Raw genomic sequence first — 21,749 nt, forward strand, 5'->3', positions numbered from 1 at the left:
CTATCTTGCAGCTTTTTCCATTTCATTTATTTGCATTTGCACCTTATTTATTATTCTCTCTATCTCATCTTTTTTCATTTTCATGCTGGCCATATTAACTATCATCCTTGCGCTTATACTGCATATATCTTTATAGATAACAAGACCATTTTCTTTTAAGGTGCTGCCTGTTTCCACTATATCTACTATGGCATCTGCAAGCCCTAGTATAGGTGCCAGCTCCACAGAACCTTCTATTTTTATAATTTCTACATCCTGTCCTAGCTTTCTAAAATAACTCCTTGCTACATTTGGATATTTAGTAGCAATTTTTTTTCTGTTATATCCTGAATAAAAATCAGAATTCTTAAGACCAGCCAATGAAAATTTGCATTTTCCAAATCCCAAATCCAATACTTCATAAAAGTTTTTATCCTGTTCAAGTAAAGTATCTTTTCCAACTATTCCTATGTCCACTACCCCATGCTCTACATAAGTAAGCACATCAGGAGCTTTAACCAGTACAAAATCTATATTACTTTCCATATTGTGAAAAATAAGTTTTCTCCCCTTATTTATAATTTCACTGCAATCTATGCCAGCTCTCTCGAATATCTTTACAGCCTCTTTTTCTATTCTTCCTTTAGTTAGAGCTATTTTAATTTTTCTTTCACTATCCATATCAATTTCTCCATTTCTTTAAATATCTAAAAACAGACAACAAACCAGATATCAATTATTTACTTTTAAACACCTTATATCTTTAAGAACTTCATGCTTTTGTTATATGCATATTCTCTAGCCTCTTTTTCTTCATCAAAATGGGTAATTTCTGCAACTACTCCTTTCTCTCTAAGGCTTTGTGCCCTTTCATATGCCTTTTTGAAATCTTGTTTGTTGTAATAAACAAGTACTCTTTCATCATTTTTATCAGAAAACTTTCCATTTGTCTGAAGGGATTTAATTATTCCGTCTACATCTATAGCAAATCCCGTAGCTGGCTTATTTTCTCCAAATTGTGCTATCAAATTATCATATCTTCCTCCACTTAGTATATTTCCTCCAAACCCCTGAGTATACCCTCTAAATATTATCCCAGTATAATAATCTATATGGTACACCATTCCTAAATCTACCGCTAGATATTCTCCAAGTCCTATACTCTTTACAATTTCATATACCTTTTTAACATCTTCTAAAGCTTTTATAGCCCTTTTATTATCAGTAAGACAAGAAGCCTTTTCAATTATCTCTATACCTCCAAATAACTTTGGAAGTTCTTTTAAAATATTCAAAGAACTTTCTTCAAACTTATCTTTATTTTCATGAAGAATTTGATTCAACGCAGTGAAATTCTTACTATCTATGCTTTCTCTCAACTTTTCTTTCTCTTCATAATCAAGATTTGCACCTTCCAACAATGCCTTAAACATCTCTGCATGGCCAAGCTCTATTTTAAAATTTTCAAGTCCACAATTTAAAAGAGCCGTTATTCCCATTATAATCACTTCTGCATCTGCATTAATATTCTTTACTCCTATCACTTCCACCCCTGATTGAGTTATTTCACTATTCTTGCCATTTAAACTCTCATTAACTCTATATACATTTGAAGTATAACAAAGCCTTAAAGGATAAACTGCATCTTTTAACTTAGTTCCCACGATTCTTGCAATAGGGGTGGTCATGTCTGCCCTTAAAGCCAATATTCTACCTTGATTGTCAATTAATTTATATATCTTTTCCTGGGGCAAAGTTGAATTTTCTATATTAAATACATCATAGAATTCTAAAGTGGGTGACTTCACTTCTAAGAATCCACTATTTATATAAATTTCTCTCAATATATTTTCTATCTCTACTTTCTTTTTACATTCTTGAAATAAAATATCCTTCGTTCCTTCTGGTATATATTTTCTCCAATTAGCCATAGAAATCACTTCCTTGTTTTATTACTTTAATTCAATGTAGTACTAAATTAAATTATTAATGTTATTGTATCAGTTAATATTAAAAATGGCAACACATAAATTTAATATTTAAAGTTATGTATCACTAATTAAGTTAACAGCTTGACATCCCTATAAGAGCATGGTACTAGTGGCGCCACTGGCACACTGAGCCAACTGCATTTGTGTAAACTTAACAAAGGTTAGGTTCCCCCTAACCTTTGTACGGTACAATATTAATAAAAGATGTTACTTGCTATTTTGGAGAAAACTCTTCTAAAACTGAAAATAGATTTAGAGTTATTGAATTTCATGATTTCTATGGAAAATCCATAAGGGTACATACTAATTTAATGGCTATTACACCTGAAAAAATTGCAGATATTTATAAAGAAAAAGGAAAGTTGACCACTTTCTTAGATTTATAAAGCAAAATTTGAACGTTATTGCATTTTACGGAATTAATTCCTTAAATTTTATAATTTTATTTTATCTAAAACTTCATAAATTGTCCAAAATTGTTAGAGATTCAAGAGATACATTATTCTACACAACCTACAAATTACTAATAAATTTGGTTATTTGAATTTTTTCTAACTTTGTCAGTAATGTCTTATTTTCTTTACTAGTTTTATAACTTGCAATTAAATCCCTACTATCTCCATTTGGAATTAGCTTTTCCCTTACTTTTAAATATTTTTCTAAATCACTGTAATATTTAGAAAAAAATGCACTATAGTTTTCCATATTAGTCTTTATATAGATTTCCACAAACTTACCCTTACCAAAGGTAGCCCCATTTATCATATTCTGATTTATCATAAACCTGAAATCGGATGGCTGGGATTTATAAACCTTTGTAATTTGGATTTTATTAGATATGACTTCTGTAATATTAAGACAAATATTCGAGTAAAATTCTGTAATTGGACTTTGTGATTCATAAAGATAAATAGTGATTCCATTAAAAAATTTGACAAACTTCTTATATAACTTACACAACTTTACCGATACAGTATAGTGATCTTTATGTGTATCTAGCAGACACGGCATAAAAATTGTATCCGGTTTTACAAGTTTTATAACATCCTTAATATCATCCTCAATATCACTTTCATACAAATTTCCATCCTCGCCATTTAAAAAGAATAGACTATCCTTTCTAAGTCCGATTAAAGATGCTATTGTTAAAGCTTCATTTCTTCTTTCCTTTATGATATCGGTTCTACTGCTTTTACTCCCCAATCCACCACTATCTGTCAAATAACATATGCTTACATTCTTGTTTGTTGATAAATATTTTATTATAGCTCCGCCACATCCTATCATATCATCATCAATATGTGGAGCAAATATAAGAATATTTTCACCCATAAGTGTACTGCAAAGCTGATTGTTTCGTTTAAACAACTCTGCATTTTTTAGTATATAATTATAAAAATAAATACGTCCTAATATATCATAAATTTTCAAGTATGATGGTTTTAATATTAATTTTATTTTTCTGAATGACATCATGATTCCTCCGTTTAACTACGCAGTGTCAGCATCACCCCCACAAATCCTCCAAAGACTTAAATCATTAATAGATTCTAGTTTCTCATTAAATGCCTTAATTATAAAATATAACTTCACTTTTCTTTTAATAAATTTATTCTTTTTTAATATCCTTTTTAGATGTTCATTTCCTACATCCCACATTTCAATATAATCAAGACCCTTATTAGTATAATAGTTACTTATCAAGTTGAAGTATGTACTTGTTTCCTTATTCTCCTTAGAAAAATATTCTACGATTTTCCCTGATTTTCTTCCACAAATATTATCAATTCTTATAACAAAAACAGCATAGATACTTTTTTCATTCTTTATAAGTACTGTTTCATATCTGCATTCTGGTTTATCTAGGTACTTCCACTTAATATAATCTCTATTTTTATCTAGATGTATGTAATTCTTGTTAGCTTCATTTATGAAGCTCAAAATATTGCTTTGTAACAAATCAGCTTCTTCTATATTAAATTTATCACCACTATACTTAGGTAACTTTGTGTAAAAGTTTAACACTTTTCCAATAATATTTAAACCAGGTTTATCGCCCAGCTTCCCCCTAAGCATCGCTTCATAATTAAGAACCTTTACATATAGATTTATTTTATAAAGGCTATCAAATCCAAGCTTTAAAAGTCCTGGGTAAGAGTTACTGTTTGCAAATGCAAAAATCCCATTATATCCACTATTTTTTAAATCTTCTAATGCAAATCCTATACTCTTTTTAAATAAACCCTTACCCCTATATTCCTTTGATACCATTGTATCCCCAAGTTGTACTACATCATATTTATTTCCATTGTAAACAAGCTTAGTGACAAAAAAAGAACTTGCTCCAATTATTTTTTTTTCTCCATTAACCACAAGATATATTATTGGATTTTGATTTATTGACATATTCATACTATGTTTCCATCTAAAAAAATTTTTATCTATATTTTTACAATAAACAGATTTATATAAATTTTTATAATCTTCAAAATCATCATCACTATATTTTCTAAATAAAAAGCTATCATCCATAAAAAATATCCTCCATATATTGTTTTTTCTAGGTTGATATTATATAACCACACTATAAGGCTTAGATTTAATTTTCTTACATAGTGGAATAAGTCAATTAAATTAGTATCACAAATATAATGATACACTATTTTGAAACATATATGTAGATTTGTATTTTATTTTATCCCAAAAAATCGAAAAATTATCAAATTTGAGTTTGGAAGAAAATTTTATTTATAAAAAAATAGAAAAAATACATTTAATTGCCTTTTTTCAATCCTTCATAAAATTCTTCATAGCTTAAGGACTTTCCAAAACTATCTTCATAATCCTTACCCTTGAAGTTACAGATTAGACCCAAAAAAGGGATTTTCCTTTTCGTAATAAAACTACCTGACAAATCACAACTTGCATCTGTCATAATTATAGGTTTTGTCATCCACACATCTCCCCCCAGCATAATATAACCATAGGTATTTAAAATAAACAATAAATTACAATAATTTGTTTATATCAAATTCTAGCGGACAATCTATTTCCTTAATCTTCTATTATCGACTTAGATAATAATGGAATTCCCAAAACTACCTTTGCACCGCCAATTTGTTCAGAATTTGATAGTTTCATAACCCCGCCATGTAGCTTTATAAACGAACTTGTAATAAATAGTCCCATACCATAATGGTTCTTTGAAATTCTACTCTTGTCTCCCCTATAAAATTGCTCTGCTGCAAATTGCAGTTCTTCCTCTGAAAATCCATGTCCATTGTCTTCAATTGAAAACTCAAGTTCATTTTTACATCCATAAATTTTCAAAATCAATTTTCCAAACTCTGGGGAGTACTCAATTGCATTTGAAATCACATTCATAATAGCTCTATATAAAAGTTCTTCATCCCCATAAAAAAATTCAGGTGCACTTTCCACTTCACTTATAAGCTCAAGATTTTTTTCAGAAGCTAATGCACTTTCCTTATCTACAATTTTTCTAAAGAATGCTTCTGTCCTTATTTTACCCTGCTTTAAAACCAGTATATCCTCTGACTTTGTAATATCTATAAGAAGTTTCAAGTACTTTTCAATTTCATCTGCGCTTTTTAAAATATAGTCATTATATTTCATATTATCTGCTTCAATACTGATTTCCTTGATTAATTCCGCATTTCCCTTTATTATGGTAAGAGGTGTCTTTATATCATGTGCCAATGTAGAAATTTGATTTTTCTTTAATTTTTCCATATTCCACTGTTTTTCTAAGGATTCCTTTAAAGCATTTTTCATGTCATTTAAAGAATCAATTACTTCTTCAATTTCACGAATATCAGAATGTTTAGGCTCAAAATCAAGATCCTTTCTCTTTATGTTATCTGAAACTTCAATTAAAACTTTAATCTCTTTAGAGAGGTATTTTCCAAATACCACTGCCAGCAGCACAACTTCTCCTACCAATAATATCAAAAGTAAAACTACTCCTAACAATTCCACATTTGCCAAATGTTTTCTAATTAAAGGTGATTTAAATTGTGCCTTGATAGAATATTGAATAATGCAAATGTCTTTTTTTCTATGAAATACACTAAGATAACCATCTCCAAAAATAATGTTTTGATTATTCTTTATGGCAGTCCATGCTTCTTTAGCTTGTTTAGTCGTAAAATTTCCATAAAGCAACTTACCATCTTCATTATATACACCATAACTGCAGCCATAAGGTATTAAATTGGAAGTCACCTTATCTGCCTTCAAGATTGCACTTCTGTTTCCTTCAATCTTATGTTCAGAATAATTAGCAGGTAATATAATGTTATTTTCAAGCATTAAATAAAATACAAAAGCATACAAAACTATAAGTAATATCGCTGCAATACCAAAACATATAATATATCTGATAAATATGCCCCTTAAATTTTTCTTAACTTTTAAGACCATTTATATCCAATCCCCCAAACTGTTTCAATTGGAGATATGCCCACCCTTGCAAACTTCGCCCTTATATTTTTTATATGTTCAACAATAGCTGAACTGTCACTTTCACCGTCAAAACCAAATACAGCCTCATATATTTTTTCCTTTGAAAACACCTGCCCATGATTTATAGCAAGGAATTCACTTATTTCATATTCACTTTTTGTCAGAGAAACCTGTTTTTCTTCTATAAACACTTCTTTTGCTGAAACTTTAAATCTTACCCCAGATACAATAAAACTATTGTGTTTCTCCCTGTGTTCCCTTCTAAGATGTGCTGCCACCCTCCAGCGAAGTTCATTAATTCCAAATGGCTTCGTAATATAGTCATCACCACCCATGACGAGTCCTTTTACAATGTCTTCCTCCATAGTCTTTGCAGTCAGGAACAAAATAGGACAATCTACTAGGTCACGAATGTTCTTACAAAGAGTGAACCCGTCTATACCCGGCATCATAACATCCAGTAAAATCAAATCATAATCCAAACACCTTTCAACAGGGAAGGATAAAAAATCACAAATAGTGGTAACCCTGTGTCCTTCTCTTGAAAGTGCTACTTTTATAACTTCAAGAATTCCCTCTTCATCATCAATTGCCAGTATATTCGCCATACTATCACTTCCACTTAATTTTCACTTCTTCCCTCAAAATATTTATACCATAAAAAGCTTATTAAAAACAACATAATAGTTGATGTAACACAAATATATACTACAATTTGAAATTCACTTAATACTAACAGATTCTTGCCATTGTCAATCTTCAGACTGATATAAGAATCCAGTATTCTAGAGCCCCAACTGCACGGAAACCACTTTCCAAATATATCTCCAAGCCCTGTAAGCATGAGTGCTGAAATTAAGCTTTCCCCTATTCCAAGTCCTATGGAGGCTCCTGTTCCAAATATAAAACTGCATAATAGATGTAACAAGTATAAAAAAATTTCACAGAACAATAGAATGAAAATTATCTTTCCATAAAAAATAGCATCAAATGCATTTTTATGGATCAGGAACTCCAACCCAAAACCCAGAATGCCAACAGCAATAGTAAGAGATCCCACTCCCATGATAAGCAGCATAACTAACTTACTAAAAAAACTAAGAAGTTTATGTCTTGCCATCAAAAGTTCCTGAAAATTTCCTGCATCAGCTTCCTGCTCCACAACCATGGCACAGACAATACCAATTATCAATGGAAATCCCATAGTTAAAACTTGTATATACAAGCTTACCTTTGAAACATTATCTATAGTTGAAGGTGAGCTTGTATAATAACCTAAAAACAGCATTGGAATCAGTATTGGAATCACAATATGTATCCATACTATTGCAGTATGGCGTATCTTCTGGAAATCCGCCCTTACGAGTTTAAAAAGTATACCCATATTATTTTGCCTCCTGTCTTTCATACCATTTTGCAGTTAAAACTGTAAGTGTAAGAAATAAAACTACTGTAATCATAATTCCAGGTAAAATAACACTGTCTGATAATAGCTCCGGTCTAAAGGTCTGATTACCTGAAACAGCAGGAAGTCCGTTTGGAAGAACCTTTATAATGGGACACATTAACCTGGATGGAACCGCATATGGTATTATCCACAACACATCTTCAACAGCAAATATTACTCCTAGCATAAAATAGGCAATAATATTAATTAATATTGTGGGAAATATTCCTATTTTACTTCCAAGAAACAGACAAAAAGGTATTTGCCATAAAAAAGTAATAATTAAAACCAAACTTCCTAATACTACACTTGCCGCTGGAATCATTCCAAGCTTTCCAAAATGAAGAATATTGCCAATAAATAAACATCCAAATAAATGAATTATAGAAGCGAAAATTATCATCAAGCTGCACACAAGTATTTTTGATATCCAAACTTTTTTAAGGTCTACTGGTAGAGAAAGCACTGCCATGTTTTTCATCTTGTTATCTTTGACAGCAATTAATGTACATAATAAGGACACCATTCCTGGAAGAATCATTACATACCACCAATTATAGCTATCTATCTCAAAATAATGTGGTGTTAATATCAATGAAAGAATTATTGCAAAAATCGGTGCCAGAAAAATAAGTTTTCCCATAAATGTATGTTTTATCTTTAAATACTCTGATTTAAAATAAGCTTCCATATTATTCTCCCTCCCTTCTATATTTTCCGGCAACCTCTATAAACAACTTTTCAAGATCTTCTCCCTTTTTCATACCTCCCTGATATCCTAAAACTCCACCTGAAATAATTCCAATTTCATCAACTACCTGTTCAACTTCACTCAGTACATGACTTGATAGTATTACTGTAATTCCATGTTCTGGAAAAGAACGAATTAACTCACGAAGTTCTTGTATACCAAAAGGGTCCAGTCCATTAGTAGGCTCATCCAAAATTAAAAGTTTTGGATTATTTAGGATAGCTATTGCAATGCCAAGCCTTTGCTTCATTCCCATGGAAAATTGATGCGCTCTTTTCTTGCCCGTATTCTTTAAATCCACTATTTCAAGTACTTCATCGATTCTTTTGTCAGGTAATCCTAAAACTATTGTACGCACCTTTAAATTTTCCCTTGCAGTAAGATTTCCATAAAGTGGTGCACCTTCAATTAAAGCCCCCACATTTCTCAAATCATTTCTACTCCACTTATGACCTTCAAATAAAATTTCTCCACTGCTTGCTCTCAGCATTCCAGTTATTATCTTTAATGTCGTGGACTTTCCTGCTCCATTTGGTCCAAGCAATCCATAAATAGAATTTTTCTTGACCTTAAGTGATATATTATTTACTGCCATTTGTCCTTTAAAATTTTTACAGAGCTTTTTAGTTTCTAAAATAAAATTATTCATTCCTACGGTCCTCCTCATTTGATTACATAATAATTTATAATTATAAGGATTTTATAAGGAATACTAAAAAGATGAAGCTTTTTACACTTCATCTTATATATACGCTTAATATAAGGAATAATTTAAATCTTAAAATAGTTAATTCCTGCCTCAAATAACTTTTGATCCTTTTCCCCTGGAATATTTTTAAAGACATTTTCTCCTATTCTTTCTGAATGCCCCATTTTACCAAGTATTCTACCATCCGGACTGGTTATACCCTCCACTGCATAGTAGGAGCCATTTGGGTTAAATTTAACATCACAGCTAGGATTTCCCTGAAGATCTACATATTGTGTTGCTATCTGACCCTTACTTTTAAGTTTGACAATCATATCATCTCCAACCACAAATCTTCCCTCTCCATGGGAAACTGCTATGGAGTAGACATCTCCTACCCTTGCATTGTTAAACCAAGGAGATAAATTGGAGATAACCTTTGTGTTTACTATGGTGGATACATGTCTTCCTATCTTATTATAGGTAAGGGTAGGACAAAATTCATCTATATCCCTTATTTCCCCGAAAGGTACAAGTCCTAATTTTATAAGGGCTTGAAAGCCATTGCATATTCCAAGCATAAGGCCATCTCTTTTATTTAAAAACTCCATTACGGCCTCTTTTATCCTAGGATTTCTAAAGAAGGTGGCAATAAATTTACCTGAACCATCTGGTTCATCTCCTGCACTAAATCCTCCAGGAAGCATAATAATCTGGGAAGAGTTTATTCCCTTAATAATTGCATCTACTGATTCTTCTATCTGCGTTCCTGTTAAATTTTTGACTATAATAGTTTCCACTTCAGCTCCTGCTTTTTTAAATGCTCTTTCTGTATCATATTCACAATTGGTTCCTGGAAATACAGGTATAACTACTTTTGGAACCGCTGCCTTTATAGCTGGAGAAATTTTATTTTCCCTGTGGAAATATTCCACATCTATTTTCTCATTTTCTCCTGGAACATAGGTAGGAAAAATATTTTCAAGACTTTCCTCCCATGAATTTATCATATCCAAAATAGGTATATCTACTCCATTTACCTCTATAGACTGCTTTTTTTGTGTGACTCCAATAAGTTTAAAATCTATATTTTTAAGTTTTTCTTTAATATTTATCTTTGAATCTATCTCTAATATTATAGAACCGTAGTCTGGAAAAAATAATTCTTCAGTGTTTATATTATTTTCAAATTTCATCCCAATTCTATTCCCAAAACTCATTTTGCTTACTGCTTCACATATTCCCCCTCTTTTAACAGTGTGGGCGGACAACACTTCGCCTTCTCTTATCATGCTGTTTATAATACTATAATTTTCTTTAAGTTTTTTAATATTTGGAATACAAAATTCATCCCTTGAAACAGGTATAATTACCACATAATTTTCATAACCTTTGAACTCAGGTGATATAATCTTGTCAGCTTCTCCTGTACTAACTGCAAAGGAGACCAAGGTAGGTGGAACATCCATATCCTTAAAACTCCCGGACATACTGTCTTTTCCCCCTATGGCTGCTATATCAAACTCATTTTGGGCATAAAGAGCTCCAAGTAAAGCAGAAAAAGGCTTACCCCACTTTTGCGGATCTTTACCAAGCTTTTCAAAATATTCTTGAAAGGTCAATTTTATATTATTTACTGATCCTCCTGAAGCTGCAATTTTAGCTACAGACTCCACTACTGCATAAACTGCTCCATGAAAAGGGCTCCATTTAGCAATATCTGGATTATATCCAAAACTCATTACTGTAGCGGTATTGGTTTCTCCATTTAATACAGGTAATTTTGCTGCCATAGCTTCTGTAGGAGTATCCTGATATTTTCCTCCAAAAGGCATAAGTACAGTAGAAGCACCTATGCTGCTGTCAAATCTCTCTACCAGACCTTTTTGACTGCACACATTTAAATCTTTTAAAGTTTTGATCCACAGCTCTTTTATGTGATTACTTTTATCCTTTTTATTTAAAACATTTTTTTCAAAATAGCTGTTATTATCCGGGGATTTTACCTTAACCTTCACAGCTGCCCTTACTCCATTGGTATCTAAAAATTCTCTGCTTAAATCTACAATGGCATCCCCTCTCCAGAACATCTTCAGCCTGTTATCTCCTGTAACATCAGCTACCTTAGTTGCCTCTAAATTTTCTTGCCTTGCATATTCTATAAATCTATCCTGATTTTCTTTCGATACAACCACTGCCATACGTTCTTGAGATTCTGAAATGGCAAGTTCAGTTCCATCTAAACCTTCATATTTTTTAGGCACTAAATCTAAATTTATTTCAAGTCCTTCCGTAAGTTCTCCTATAGCTACAGATACTCCTCCTGCACCAAAATCATTACATCTTTTAATAAACTTACTTACCTCAGGTTTCCTAAACAATCTTTGAATTTTTCTTTCCGTAACAGGATTACCCTTTTGCACTTCCGCTCCAGATGTAAGTATAGAAGACTCTGTGTGTTTTTTAGAAGAACCTGTAGCTCCACCGCAGCCGTCTCTTCCTGTTCTTCCTCCTAAAAGTATTACCACATCAGAGGTACCAGGTTTCTCTCTCTTTACATTTTCAAAAGGAGCCGCAGCTATAACTGCACCTATTTCCATTCTTTTTGCCACATATCCTTCATCATATATTTCAGAAACCATTCCAGTAGCAAGACCTATCTGATTTCCATAGGAACTATATCCTTCTGCTGCTCCTATGGTTATTTTTTTCTGTGGAAGTTTTCCTTTTAATGTATCCTCTACCTTAATTCTAGGATCTCCACTTCCTGTAACCCTCATGGCCTGATATACATAGGATCTTCCTGATAGTGGATCACGTATTGCCCCTCCAAGACAGGTTGCAGCTCCTCCAAAAGGCTCAATCTCTGTTGGATGGTTATGAGTTTCATTTTTAAACATTACAAGCCATTTTTCGTTTTTTCCATTTATATCTGCATCTACAACTATACTACATGCATTTATTTCATCTGATTCATCTAAATCTTTTAGTTTTCCATCTTTTCTTAATTTCTTCATGGCAATGGTACCTATATCCATAAGACATTCAGGTTTCTTATTTTCAGCATATATTCTATTTCTTAATTTTAAGTAGTCTTCATAAGTATTTTTTATAGGAGTTGAGAATTTTCCATCTTCAATGGACACATCAGTTAATTCAGTCATAAAAGTAGTATGTCTGCAGTGATCGGACCAATATGTGTCTATTACTTTTATTTCTGTTATAGTAGGATCCCTCATCTCTTTTTCTTTAAAATACCTCTGGCAGAAGATCAAGTCTTCTATACTCATGGCAAGACCTTTGGTTCTTATAAATTCCTCAAGTTCTGCCTTATCTTTTTCTATAAATCCATTTAGTATTTCCACAGATTGCGGTATAACTAATTTACTCTCCAGGCTATCTAATTTATCCAAAGAAGCTTCTCTGGAATCCACAGGATTTATACAGTAATTTTTTATTTTTATAAATTCCTTCTCAGATATATCCCCATAAAGAATATATACTTTTGAGGATACAACCTGAGTTTTTTCACTTTGAGTTAATATTTGAATACATTGAGATGCAGAATCCGCTCTTTGATCATATTGGCCAGGAAGATATTCCACTGCAAAGACTTTCGTATTTTCCTCTATATCCATTTCTTCTTCATATATGTTATCTACAGTTTTTTCTGAAAATATTATATGTTTAGATTCCTCGTACTCCTTATTATTCATATTTTCTATATCATAACGATTTACTACCTTTACATTTTCTAAATGATGGATACTGAGACTTTCTCTAATATCTTTGAGAAGTCCTTGAGCTTCTATGTCAAATCCCTTCTTTTTCTCTACAAACAGTCTTTTAACACCCATTGTACTTTCTCCTTATTTTATTATTTTTTCGAACGTTTACTATATTTTCATCAAAATTATTCGCATACATTATATCATATATATATTTTTTTGTGAATAATATGTAGTATTGTCTTACCTTTTTCCTTTAATAAAAAGTATACCTTGTGTATTTTTACTATTTGCACCTAAATAACTATAGAAAAAATTATTTTCAGAAACTATTCCTTTAACTATGTGACCTGTGGTAGTAAGTATTTCTGTATATTCTCCTACTTCACAGCTTTTTAAGCAACTGCCTCTTAAAAACACATCAGCTATCTTTTTATTCTCATGATAGTGTACTATTTTTACTTCAATAAAAGTCCCTTTTTTTATCACATGGCTCAACCCCATTATATTTATTTTAATAAATTATATTCATAAATATTCTAGAATATTATTAGCTTTGTAAAAATAAATACACTCCAAACTTTAATTTAAATTGAAAAAAGTACTGCCTGCAATAAAGCAGACAGTTATAATTTATAATATACAATTTAAAAAATAATCTATTTATAGAGAGGAAAAGCTGTACATAATTCTATTACCTCTTTTTTAATATCTGACAGGTCAGATTCTCTGTTTTCCACTGCTTTATTAATAAGATAAGCTATTTTTTTCATTTCCTCTTCTTTAAATCCTCTGGTAGTTACAGCTGGAGTACCTATCCTAATTCCACTTGTGATATTGGGTCCTAATTTATCAAAAGGAATAGCATTCTTATTTACAGTTATATTTACCTTATCTAAAAGTTCTTCTGTATCCTTTCCTGTAATATTTTTATTGGTAAGATCTACTAACAAAAGATGATTGTCAGTACCTCCACTCACAAGTCTAAATCCATATTTTACCAGCTCTTCCCCTAAAACTTTAGCATTTTTTATCACTTGCTCTATATATTGTTTATATTCATCTGTTAATGCCTCTCCAAAACAAACTGCCTTAGCAGCTATGATATGCATTAAAGGACCGCCTTGTATTCCTGGAAATATGGTCTTGTCAAGGGCAGCACCATATTTTTCCTTGCATATTATTGCCCCTCCCCTAGGTCCTCTCAATGTTTTATGGGTAGTAGTAGTAACAAAATCTGCATAAGGTACTGGAGATTCATGTTTGCCTGCAGCAACCAGTCCTGCAATATGGGCTATGTCTACCATCATATAAGCTCCCACTTCATCACATATTTCTCTTATCTTCTTAAAATCTATTTTTCTTGGATATGCACTGGCACCGGAGACTATCATCTTAGGCTTGTGCTTAAGAGCCAATTCTCTCATTTCATCATAATCAATTATCTCCGTGTGGCTATTTAATCCATAGGAAACAAAATTGTATAATTTACCTGAAAAACTCACTTTACTTCCATGAGTTAAATGACCACCATGATTTAAACTCATTCCAAGAACTGTATCTCCCGGTTTTAAAACCGACATATAAACAGCCATATTTGCCTGAGAGCCAGAATGAGGCTGTACATTCACATGTTCTGCATTAAAAAGCTTTTTCATTCTATCTCTAGCTAAATCTTCTGCCTTATCTACTATGTAACATCCTCCATAATATCTCTTACCTGGATATCCTTCCGCATATTTATTCGTTAAAAAGGAACCCATGGCTTCCATTACACTTTTACTGGTAAAATTTTCAGAAGCAATAAGTTCTATACCATTTTTTTGTCTTTCCCATTCTTCTTCAATTATTCCATAGACGGCTTTGTCAGTATTTTTCAATTGGCTAAAATCCATGTACTATTCACTCCTTTGAAAATATAAGTTTTAAAATCATTCAGTTTCATTACCATATTACTTTATAACTTCAATTTACACAAGTATACTTTATAAATAACAAAGACAAATTTTATGATATAATAATTGCATTATTTATTTTGTACAGGGAGAATACCAACTATGAATATTGATAAAATAGTAAATCTGGCAGCCCATGCTGGAAAAATAATGCTGGAAAGTGGAGCTGAAATATACAGGGTAGAAGAAACCATAACCAGAATAGGAAACAGCTATAGTATATTCAGCATAGACGCCTTTGTAACTTTAAATGTAATTATAGTATCTGCCTCAAATGAATATGGTGAAACCATATCAGTAATAAAAAGAGTACGCCATAGAACATTGAATTTAGAAAAAATATCCAGGGTAAATACCCTTTCAAGAAATATAAAAGATAATAATTATTCTTTATACAAAGTAGAAATCAAACTATGTAAAATTGAATGCTCCAGCCCTTACAGCTTTAAGGCAACCTTATTATTTTCAGGAACAGCTACCGCTTTTTTTTGTCTTGCCTTTGGAGGAAATATAAAAGATTCCCTGGTATCATTCTTTATAGGGCTTTTAATAAATTTAACCTCTAGAAGTCTTAATTTTCTTCGGGCAAATGAATTCTTTATAAATATACTATGCGGCTCTATCGCTGCTCTAATAGCACTTATAAGTATTAAATACAATATAGGTTCTAACAGAGATACCATAATAATAAGTTCCATTATGCTTTTAGTTCCAGGGCTTTCCATAACGAACGCCATAAGAGATACAATTGCAGGGGATTTGATCTCCGGTATTTCTAGGGGAATAGAGGCCTTTCTGGTAGCTGTAGCCATTGCCATAGGCACAGGAGTTGTATTAAAATTATGGTTTGTTATAGGAGGAATGACTCTATGATAATAAATTCTATATATATCTTAATTGCCACTTTGTCTTTCAGCATACTTGGAAATGTAAGGGGAAAAAATTTAATATTCTCATCCTTAGGTGGAGGATTTACCTGGTTTTTTTATCTACTTTCCTCACATTATTTAATCTACTCCAGTATACTGTGTTTTTTCATAGCTTCAGTATTTGCCTCCATCTATTCAGAAATAATGGCCAGAATATTAAAAACTCCTGCAACAACTTTTATAATATATTCAATTATTCCCTTAGTTCCAGGGTGGGGAATGTATAATACCATGCTTCAATCTATACAAGGCCATATAAATGAATCACTGTCTACAGGCCTTAACACCCTGGAGATTGCAGGAACTATAGCTGTAGGTATATTTTTAGTATCTTCCATATTCAAGACCGCTGCACTTTTTAGAAGAAAACTTTTTAAAATCAATCAGCTTTAATCACTCTGTTTTTATACTGTTTACTTTAAGAACATAGTAAAAGTCTCTAAAAAAGCATCTATAATTATCATTTTTAGCTTTATTATTTTCATCTTCCACCAGGCAGGTCTTGGCATAATTTTTAAGTACCAGACCTCCTACCTTGTTTACTGCTGCTCTCACCGCTGCAATTTGTATTAAAATATCCCTGCAGCATATATCACTTTCAATCATCTTCTCAATGCCTTTTATCTGTCCTTCTATTCTTCTCAATCTAGTCTGAATCTGTTTTTTTTCTTCCAAAAATATCACTCCCAAACGTAATACATACAATAACCCTAATTCAAAACCTTAAGGTTAGTATATATTATAACCTATAAGTGACATAAAAAAAATAAATCCTCTACTCCAAGCTCTTTTTCACCTCCGAAATGAATGTACCTACCTTGTTTAATATTTCTTTTTCATCCCTGCATTTATATATAATATCAATTATGGCACTTCCTATTATTATTCCATCGCAATAAGGTTTAAATTCTCTTGCCATGTCAGGTCCTGAAATTCCAAATCCCAAAGCTTTAGGAAGTTTTGTATAACTGCCTACAAGTTCCATATATTCTTTAATATCTGTTTTGATTTGTTCCCCCACTCCAGTTACCCCATTTTTAGATACACAATATATAAAACCTGAACCTCCACCTGCTATCTCTTTAATTCTTTTTTTTGAAGTGGGTGCCACAAGAGGTATTAAATGAACTTCATATTTTCCCGCTATATCCATTATATCTCCCCTTTCTTCTATAGGAAGATCTGGTATTATAATTCCATTTATGCCTGAGGCAGAAGCTTCAGATATAAACTTTTCCAGACCATATTTAAATATAGAATTATAATACACCAGATACACTAATGGAATATCACTCTTTTCCCTTATTTTTTTTACAGTCTCCATAATATTTTTAATTTTAGCCCCTCTTTCTATTGCTCTTTGGGAAGAACTCTGTATAACAGGACCATCTGCCAGTGGATCAGAGTAAGGTACTCCAATTTCTACTATATCTGCTCCCTTTTTATCCATTTCAAGCACAATATTAACTGTAGCTTTAAGACTAGGATCTCCTGCTGTTACAAAAGGTATAAGTGCTTTTTTATTTTGTTTTTTTAATTCTTCAAATTTAAAATCAATTCTATTCATCTCTATCCTCCATATTGTATAAAATTTTACTCAAATATATTAAGCTCTGCAATAGTATTTACATCCTTATCTCCTCGTCCAGAAATATTTACCACAATTATTTCTTCCCTGGTAAGTTTAGGTGCCAATTTCATAGTATAAGCCAGTGCATGAGAGCTCTCAAGGGCTGGTATTATACCTTCATGCTTACTCAAATATGCAAAAGCTTCCAAGGCCTCCTGGTCCGTAACATAGGTATAATGTGCCCTTTCTGTATCCTTTAAATAAGCATGTTCAGGTCCTACTCCAGGATAATCCAGTCCTGCAGATATAGAATATACAGGAAGTATCTGTCCTTCATCATCTTGAATCAAATAAGTCATCATACCGTGGAGTACTCCTACAGAGCCTTTAGCCATAGAAGCAGCATGTTTGTCCGTGTCTACTCCCAGCCCAGCTGCCTCAACTCCTATAAGTTTTACGGATTCATCTTCTACAAAAGGATAAAAAATACCCATAGAATTACTTCCACCTCCCACACATGCTATTATATAATCTGGAAGTCTTCCTTCTTTTTTCAACATCTGCTCCTTAGTTTCATCCCCTATCACCCTTTGAAAATCTCTTACCATAGTTGGATAAGGATGAGGCCCTACTACAGATCCCATTACATAAAAAGTATCTTCAATATTTTCCACCCATTTTCTAAGAGCTTCATTTACTGCATCTTTTAAAGTTTTGGTACCTGACTTTACAGGAACTACTTTTGCTCCTAATATCTCCATCCTAAGCACATTTAAAGATTGCCTCCTGCAGTCCTCTTCTCCCATATAGATAACACATTCCATTTGAAACATGGCAGCTCCTGTAGCCACTGCCACTCCATGCTGTCCTGCACCAGTTTCTGCTATTACCTTTTTCTTTCCCATTCTCTTTGCCAGAAGTATCTGTCCTAATACGTTGTTTATCTTGTGTGCACCGGTATGATTTAAATCTTCTCTCTTTAAATATATCTTTGCACCGCCTAAATTTTTAGTAAGATTCTCTGCATAATAAAGTGGAGTAGGTCTTCCTGAATACTCTTGCAAATAATACATGTACTCCTTCATAAATTCACTGTCCTGTTTTGCCTCATTAAAACTTTCTTCAAGTTCCATAAGTGCAGTCATAACTGTTTCAGGTACATATTGTCCTCCAAATTTGCCAAATCTTCCTGAATTTTCATATAATTTATTCACTTAATATTCCTCACTTTCTCAATAAACATTTTTATTTTATTTGAATCCTTATATTCCTGGCTTTCAACACCGCTAGAAACATCTACTATACTTGGATTAACTATATTCACTGCAGTTTCAACATTTTCTTCATTGATGCCTCCTGCCAATATTAAGTCCTTCCTAATCTTAATATCTCTTGCAATATCCCAATCAAAGCATTTCCCACTTCCAGCTGTCTTGTTGTCTAAAACTATTCCATCTGCGTATTTATAGTTCAAATTTAAAATATCTTCTCTACACTTTACTTTTAAAGCTTTCCAAATAGTAAATTCATTAAAATACTTCATATACTCTTCATCTTCTGAGCCATGAAATTGAATTACATCCAGTTCTAAAATTTTTGATGTGTTGTATACATATTCTAAAGTTTCATCTACAAAGACTCCTACACTTTTAATACCACTATCTAAATTTGCTATAAGCATTTTAGCCTGCTCTAAATTTACCTGTCTTTTACTTTTTGAAAATATAAGTCCTACATAATCCGGTTTATATTTATTCACACATTTAATATCCTCTTCTCTTCTGAGGCCGCATATCTTTACTTTAATCAATGTGTATTCACCTCCAATTATCTATTGAAAGTTATCCATTTTTATACTGTCTATGAATTTTTTAATACTGTTTATATCATCAATTTTTTTCATGAGTCCTTCTCCAATTAATACTCCATTTATAGGAAGACTTTTTATATATTTAAAATCCATACTTGTTTTTATTCCACTTTCTGAAACTACAGCAGTATGCTCCGGTATATAATTAATTAAATTTTCTGTATTTTTTAAATCCACAGTAAAATTTTCAAGATTTCTATTGTTTATTCCAATTATCTCCGGTTCTATTTCCAGTGCAATATCCAATTCACTTTTATTATGGACCTCTACAATACATTGAAGTCCTACGGAAGAAGCTATCTTATAAAACTTACCTAAATTTTGTTTTAAAATCCTTACTATTAGAAGTATGGCATCTGCCCCTAAAAGCTTTGACTCATATATCTGATATTCATCTACAATAAAATCTTTTCTCAGCACAGGTTTTGAAATAAACTCTTTGGCCTTCTTTAAATACTCATCCTTTCCCTTGAAATAATGCTGCTCAGTGAGCACAGATATAGCGTCTATATCCAATGTTTCATATATGCTGCATATATCTTCAATCTGAAATTTATGGGCTATTATACCTTTAGATGGAGATGCCCTTTTTATCTCCCCTATAATGGATATATTGTCCTTTATCAGAGCATCTTTAAAATTTCCAATTTCAAGTTCATCTATTCTACTAATTTCATTTATAATACTTTTTAGAGGTTTACTTTCCTTTTTAAGTTCCAGTTCCTTTCTCTTTACATCCACTATATCATCTAATATCATCCCATACACCTGCCTTAATTGCTATAATTTAAAATTTCCTCATACTTGGCATAAGCTTTTCCAGAGTCTATAATTTCATTAGCTCTTAAAATTCCTTCTTTTAAATCCCCCGCCTTTTTGCCTATATAAATTGCAGCTGCACTATTTATTACCACTATATCCCTTTCAGGGCCAGTTTTTCCCTTTAATATATCCATTATTATAGCCGCATTTTCCTCAGCTGTACCTCCAGCAATATTTTTGTAGAAAGTAGTTTTTATACCAAAATCTTCAGGGGACAAAGTATATTTTTTTATTTCTCCATCTTTAACTTCACATACATAAGTTACCGTAGTAGTTGTAATTTCATCTAATCCATCCCCTCCATGAACCACCATAGCTCTTTCACAGCCTAAGTTTAAAAGAGTTTTAGCCACCGGTTCTAAAAGTTTTCTATCATAAACTCCTATAAGCTGTCCTTTTACAAATGCAGGATTGGTAAGTGGCCCCAATATATTGAATATAGTTCTAACCCCCAGTTCCTTTCTAATACTTGCCACATTTTTCATAGCACTATGGTACATTGGAGCAAATAAAAATCCCATACCCACATTATCAATGCAATCTTCAACTTTACATTTCTCCAAATTTATATTAATTCCCATCTCTTTTAGCACATCCGCACTGCCACTTTTACTGGATACAGCTTTATTTCCATGTTTAGCTACTTTTATCCCTGCAGCTGCTGCTATAATAGCTGCTGCAGTAGATATATTGAAAGTTTTTCCTCCATCACCGCCAGTACCACAGGTATCAATAGCATATTCTGATTTTAATTTTACAGGCACCGCCATGTTTCTCATGGCCTTTGCACAGCCTGTTATCTCCGAAATAGATTCTCCCTTCATTTTTAGCGCTATTAAAAAGCCAGCTATTAATGCAGAAGACTCTTGTCCTTTCATTATATTTTGCATAACCTTTTCAGATTGACTTTCAGATAAATCCTTACCTGACAAAACTTCTCTCATAGCTTCACTTAACATGACATACCTCCTGTAAAAAATTCTTTATTATACTATGACCACACTCTGTCAATATAGATTCAGGATGAAATTGAAGTCCATATACCGGATAAGAGCTGTGCTTTATACCCATTAAAACACCATCATCACTTTCTGCAATTTTAATAATATGGGTAGGAATTATGGATTCTTCATCTACTATTAAAGAATGATATCTCATAGCCCTAATAGGACTTTTAATTCCTTTAAATAATTCATTTTCTACATGCTCTACCATGGATGTTTTACCATGCTTTATTTCTTTTGCCCTTATTACATCTCCACCATATGCCTTGGCTATGGCTTGATGACCAAGGCATATTCCTAAAATAGGTATATCTTTTCCATACCTTTTTATTACCTCAATACATATACCCGAATCTTCTGGTACTCCCGGACCTGGAGATATAACTATACCCTGTAAATTTTCAAATTTCTCTATATCCTCCACTGAAATCTCATCATTTCTAATTACCTCTATATCCTTATACAATTCTCCTATATATTGATAAAGATTATAGGTAAAAGAATCATAATTATCTATCATTAATATCAAC

The 21,749-nt window shown here is 32.2% G+C and carries 21 protein-coding genes and 2 pseudogenes; 3 read left to right on the top strand and 20 right to left on the bottom strand.

Annotated features, from left to right (window positions below):
• Positions 1–660, bottom strand: a complete 660-nt coding sequence (gene hisG / locus AB3K27_RS12570; RefSeq protein WP_368487769.1) for an ATP phosphoribosyltransferase — start codon at positions 658–660, stop codon at positions 1–3.
• Between the two features lie 74 nt (positions 661–734).
• Complete coding sequence (locus AB3K27_RS12575; RefSeq protein WP_368487770.1) at positions 735–1,910, bottom strand: ATP phosphoribosyltransferase regulatory subunit; 1,176 nt, start codon at positions 1,908–1,910, stop codon at positions 735–737.
• 239 nt (positions 1,911–2,149) lie between these two features.
• On the opposite strand from AB3K27_RS12575, the gene AB3K27_RS12580 reads away from it, so the two are divergent.
• Complete coding sequence (locus AB3K27_RS12580) at positions 2,150–2,356, top strand: hypothetical protein (protein WP_368487771.1); 207 nt, start codon at positions 2,150–2,152, stop codon at positions 2,354–2,356.
• 127 nt (positions 2,357–2,483) lie between these two features.
• On the opposite strand, the gene AB3K27_RS12585 is transcribed toward AB3K27_RS12580, so the two are convergent.
• The 11 genes and pseudogenes from AB3K27_RS12585 to glyA all read right to left on the bottom strand — a co-directional run bounded on the left by AB3K27_RS12585 (position 2,484) and on the right by glyA (position 14,964).
• Positions 2,484–3,446 (bottom strand): PIG-L deacetylase family protein, encoded by a 963-nt coding sequence (locus AB3K27_RS12585; RefSeq protein WP_368487772.1) that lies wholly within the window; start codon positions 3,444–3,446, stop codon positions 2,484–2,486.
• Positions 3,447–3,461: 15 nt separating this feature from the next.
• Positions 3,462–4,502, bottom strand: a complete 1,041-nt coding sequence (locus AB3K27_RS12590; protein WP_368487773.1) for a GNAT family N-acetyltransferase — start codon at positions 4,500–4,502, stop codon at positions 3,462–3,464.
• A 247-nt stretch (positions 4,503–4,749) separates the two neighbouring features.
• Positions 4,750–4,923, bottom strand: a pseudogene (locus tag AB3K27_RS12595) (DegV family protein); the annotation flags it as partial.
• 101 nt (positions 4,924–5,024) lie between these two features.
• Entirely contained in the window at positions 5,025–6,413 is a 1,389-nt protein-coding gene (locus tag AB3K27_RS12600; protein ID WP_368487774.1) for an ATP-binding protein, read from the bottom strand.
• The gene (locus AB3K27_RS12605; RefSeq protein WP_368487775.1) at positions 6,404–7,063 is read right to left on the bottom strand and encodes a response regulator transcription factor; all 660 of its coding nucleotides are present in this window, start codon (positions 7,061–7,063) and stop codon (positions 6,404–6,406) included. The genes AB3K27_RS12600 and AB3K27_RS12605 overlap by 10 nt, the downstream gene beginning before the upstream one ends.
• 14 nt (positions 7,064–7,077) lie before the next feature.
• Positions 7,078–7,839, bottom strand: a complete 762-nt coding sequence (locus AB3K27_RS12610) for a lantibiotic immunity ABC transporter MutG family permease subunit (protein WP_368487776.1) — start codon at positions 7,837–7,839, stop codon at positions 7,078–7,080.
• A 1-nt stretch (position 7,840) separates the two neighbouring features.
• Positions 7,841–8,593 carry a lantibiotic immunity ABC transporter MutE/EpiE family permease subunit gene (locus AB3K27_RS12615; protein ID WP_368487777.1) on the bottom strand — a complete coding sequence of 251 codons (753 nt, stop codon included), beginning with the start codon at positions 8,591–8,593 and terminating at the stop codon, positions 7,841–7,843.
• 1 nt (position 8,594) lies between these two features.
• On the bottom strand, positions 8,595–9,302 hold the full coding sequence (locus AB3K27_RS12620) for a lantibiotic protection ABC transporter ATP-binding protein (protein ID WP_368487778.1): 708 nt from the start codon (positions 9,300–9,302) through the stop codon (positions 8,595–8,597).
• A gap of 122 nt (positions 9,303–9,424) precedes the next feature.
• A complete protein-coding gene (locus AB3K27_RS12625; RefSeq protein WP_368487779.1) occupies positions 9,425–13,198 on the bottom strand; it encodes a phosphoribosylformylglycinamidine synthase in 3,774 nt (1,257 codons plus the stop codon).
• 114 nt (positions 13,199–13,312) lie between these two features.
• The gene (locus tag AB3K27_RS12630; RefSeq protein WP_368487780.1) at positions 13,313–13,558 is read right to left on the bottom strand and encodes a hypothetical protein; all 246 of its coding nucleotides are present in this window, start codon (positions 13,556–13,558) and stop codon (positions 13,313–13,315) included.
• 170 nt (positions 13,559–13,728) lie between these two features.
• On the bottom strand, positions 13,729–14,964 hold the full coding sequence (gene glyA / locus AB3K27_RS12635; protein WP_368487781.1) for a serine hydroxymethyltransferase: 1,236 nt from the start codon (positions 14,962–14,964) through the stop codon (positions 13,729–13,731).
• A gap of 162 nt (positions 14,965–15,126) precedes the next feature.
• On the opposite strand from glyA, the gene AB3K27_RS12640 reads away from it, so the two are divergent.
• Positions 15,127–15,897, top strand: a complete 771-nt coding sequence (locus AB3K27_RS12640; RefSeq protein WP_368487782.1) for a threonine/serine exporter family protein — start codon at positions 15,127–15,129, stop codon at positions 15,895–15,897.
• Complete coding sequence (locus AB3K27_RS12645) at positions 15,894–16,346, top strand: threonine/serine exporter family protein (RefSeq protein ID WP_368487783.1); 453 nt, start codon at positions 15,894–15,896, stop codon at positions 16,344–16,346. Before AB3K27_RS12640 ends, AB3K27_RS12645 begins: the two co-directional genes overlap by 4 nt.
• A gap of 20 nt (positions 16,347–16,366) precedes the next feature.
• Here AB3K27_RS12645 and AB3K27_RS12650 read toward each other — a convergent pair.
• The 7 genes and pseudogenes from AB3K27_RS12650 to AB3K27_RS12680 form a co-directional block, all read right to left on the bottom strand.
• A pseudogene (locus AB3K27_RS12650) lies at positions 16,367–16,643 on the bottom strand (metal-sensitive transcriptional regulator).
• A gap of 85 nt (positions 16,644–16,728) precedes the next feature.
• Positions 16,729–17,520, bottom strand: coding sequence for a tryptophan synthase subunit alpha (gene trpA / locus AB3K27_RS12655; RefSeq protein ID WP_368487784.1), 792 nt, complete (start codon positions 17,518–17,520; stop codon positions 16,729–16,731).
• A 26-nt stretch (positions 17,521–17,546) separates the two neighbouring features.
• A complete protein-coding gene (gene trpB / locus AB3K27_RS12660; protein WP_368487785.1) occupies positions 17,547–18,737 on the bottom strand; it encodes a tryptophan synthase subunit beta in 1,191 nt (396 codons plus the stop codon).
• On the bottom strand, positions 18,734–19,333 hold the full coding sequence (locus AB3K27_RS12665) for a phosphoribosylanthranilate isomerase (RefSeq protein ID WP_368487786.1): 600 nt from the start codon (positions 19,331–19,333) through the stop codon (positions 18,734–18,736). Before AB3K27_RS12665 ends, trpB begins: the two co-directional genes overlap by 4 nt.
• Before the next feature lie 21 nt (positions 19,334–19,354).
• Positions 19,355–20,152 (bottom strand): indole-3-glycerol phosphate synthase TrpC, encoded by a 798-nt coding sequence (gene trpC / locus AB3K27_RS12670; protein WP_368487787.1) that lies wholly within the window; start codon positions 20,150–20,152, stop codon positions 19,355–19,357.
• A 14-nt stretch (positions 20,153–20,166) separates the two neighbouring features.
• Positions 20,167–21,174, bottom strand: a complete 1,008-nt coding sequence (gene trpD, locus AB3K27_RS12675) for an anthranilate phosphoribosyltransferase (RefSeq protein ID WP_368487788.1) — start codon at positions 21,172–21,174, stop codon at positions 20,167–20,169.
• Positions 21,164–21,748 carry an aminodeoxychorismate/anthranilate synthase component II gene (locus AB3K27_RS12680; RefSeq protein ID WP_368487789.1) on the bottom strand — a complete coding sequence of 195 codons (585 nt, stop codon included), beginning with the start codon at positions 21,746–21,748 and terminating at the stop codon, positions 21,164–21,166. Before AB3K27_RS12680 ends, trpD begins: the two co-directional genes overlap by 11 nt.
• Between the last annotated feature and the right edge of the window lies 1 nt (position 21,749).

The organism is Clostridium sp. BJN0013 (assembly GCF_040939125.1).
In the GTDB taxonomy this organism is placed as follows: Bacteria; Bacillota; Clostridia; order Clostridiales; family Clostridiaceae; genus Clostridium_B.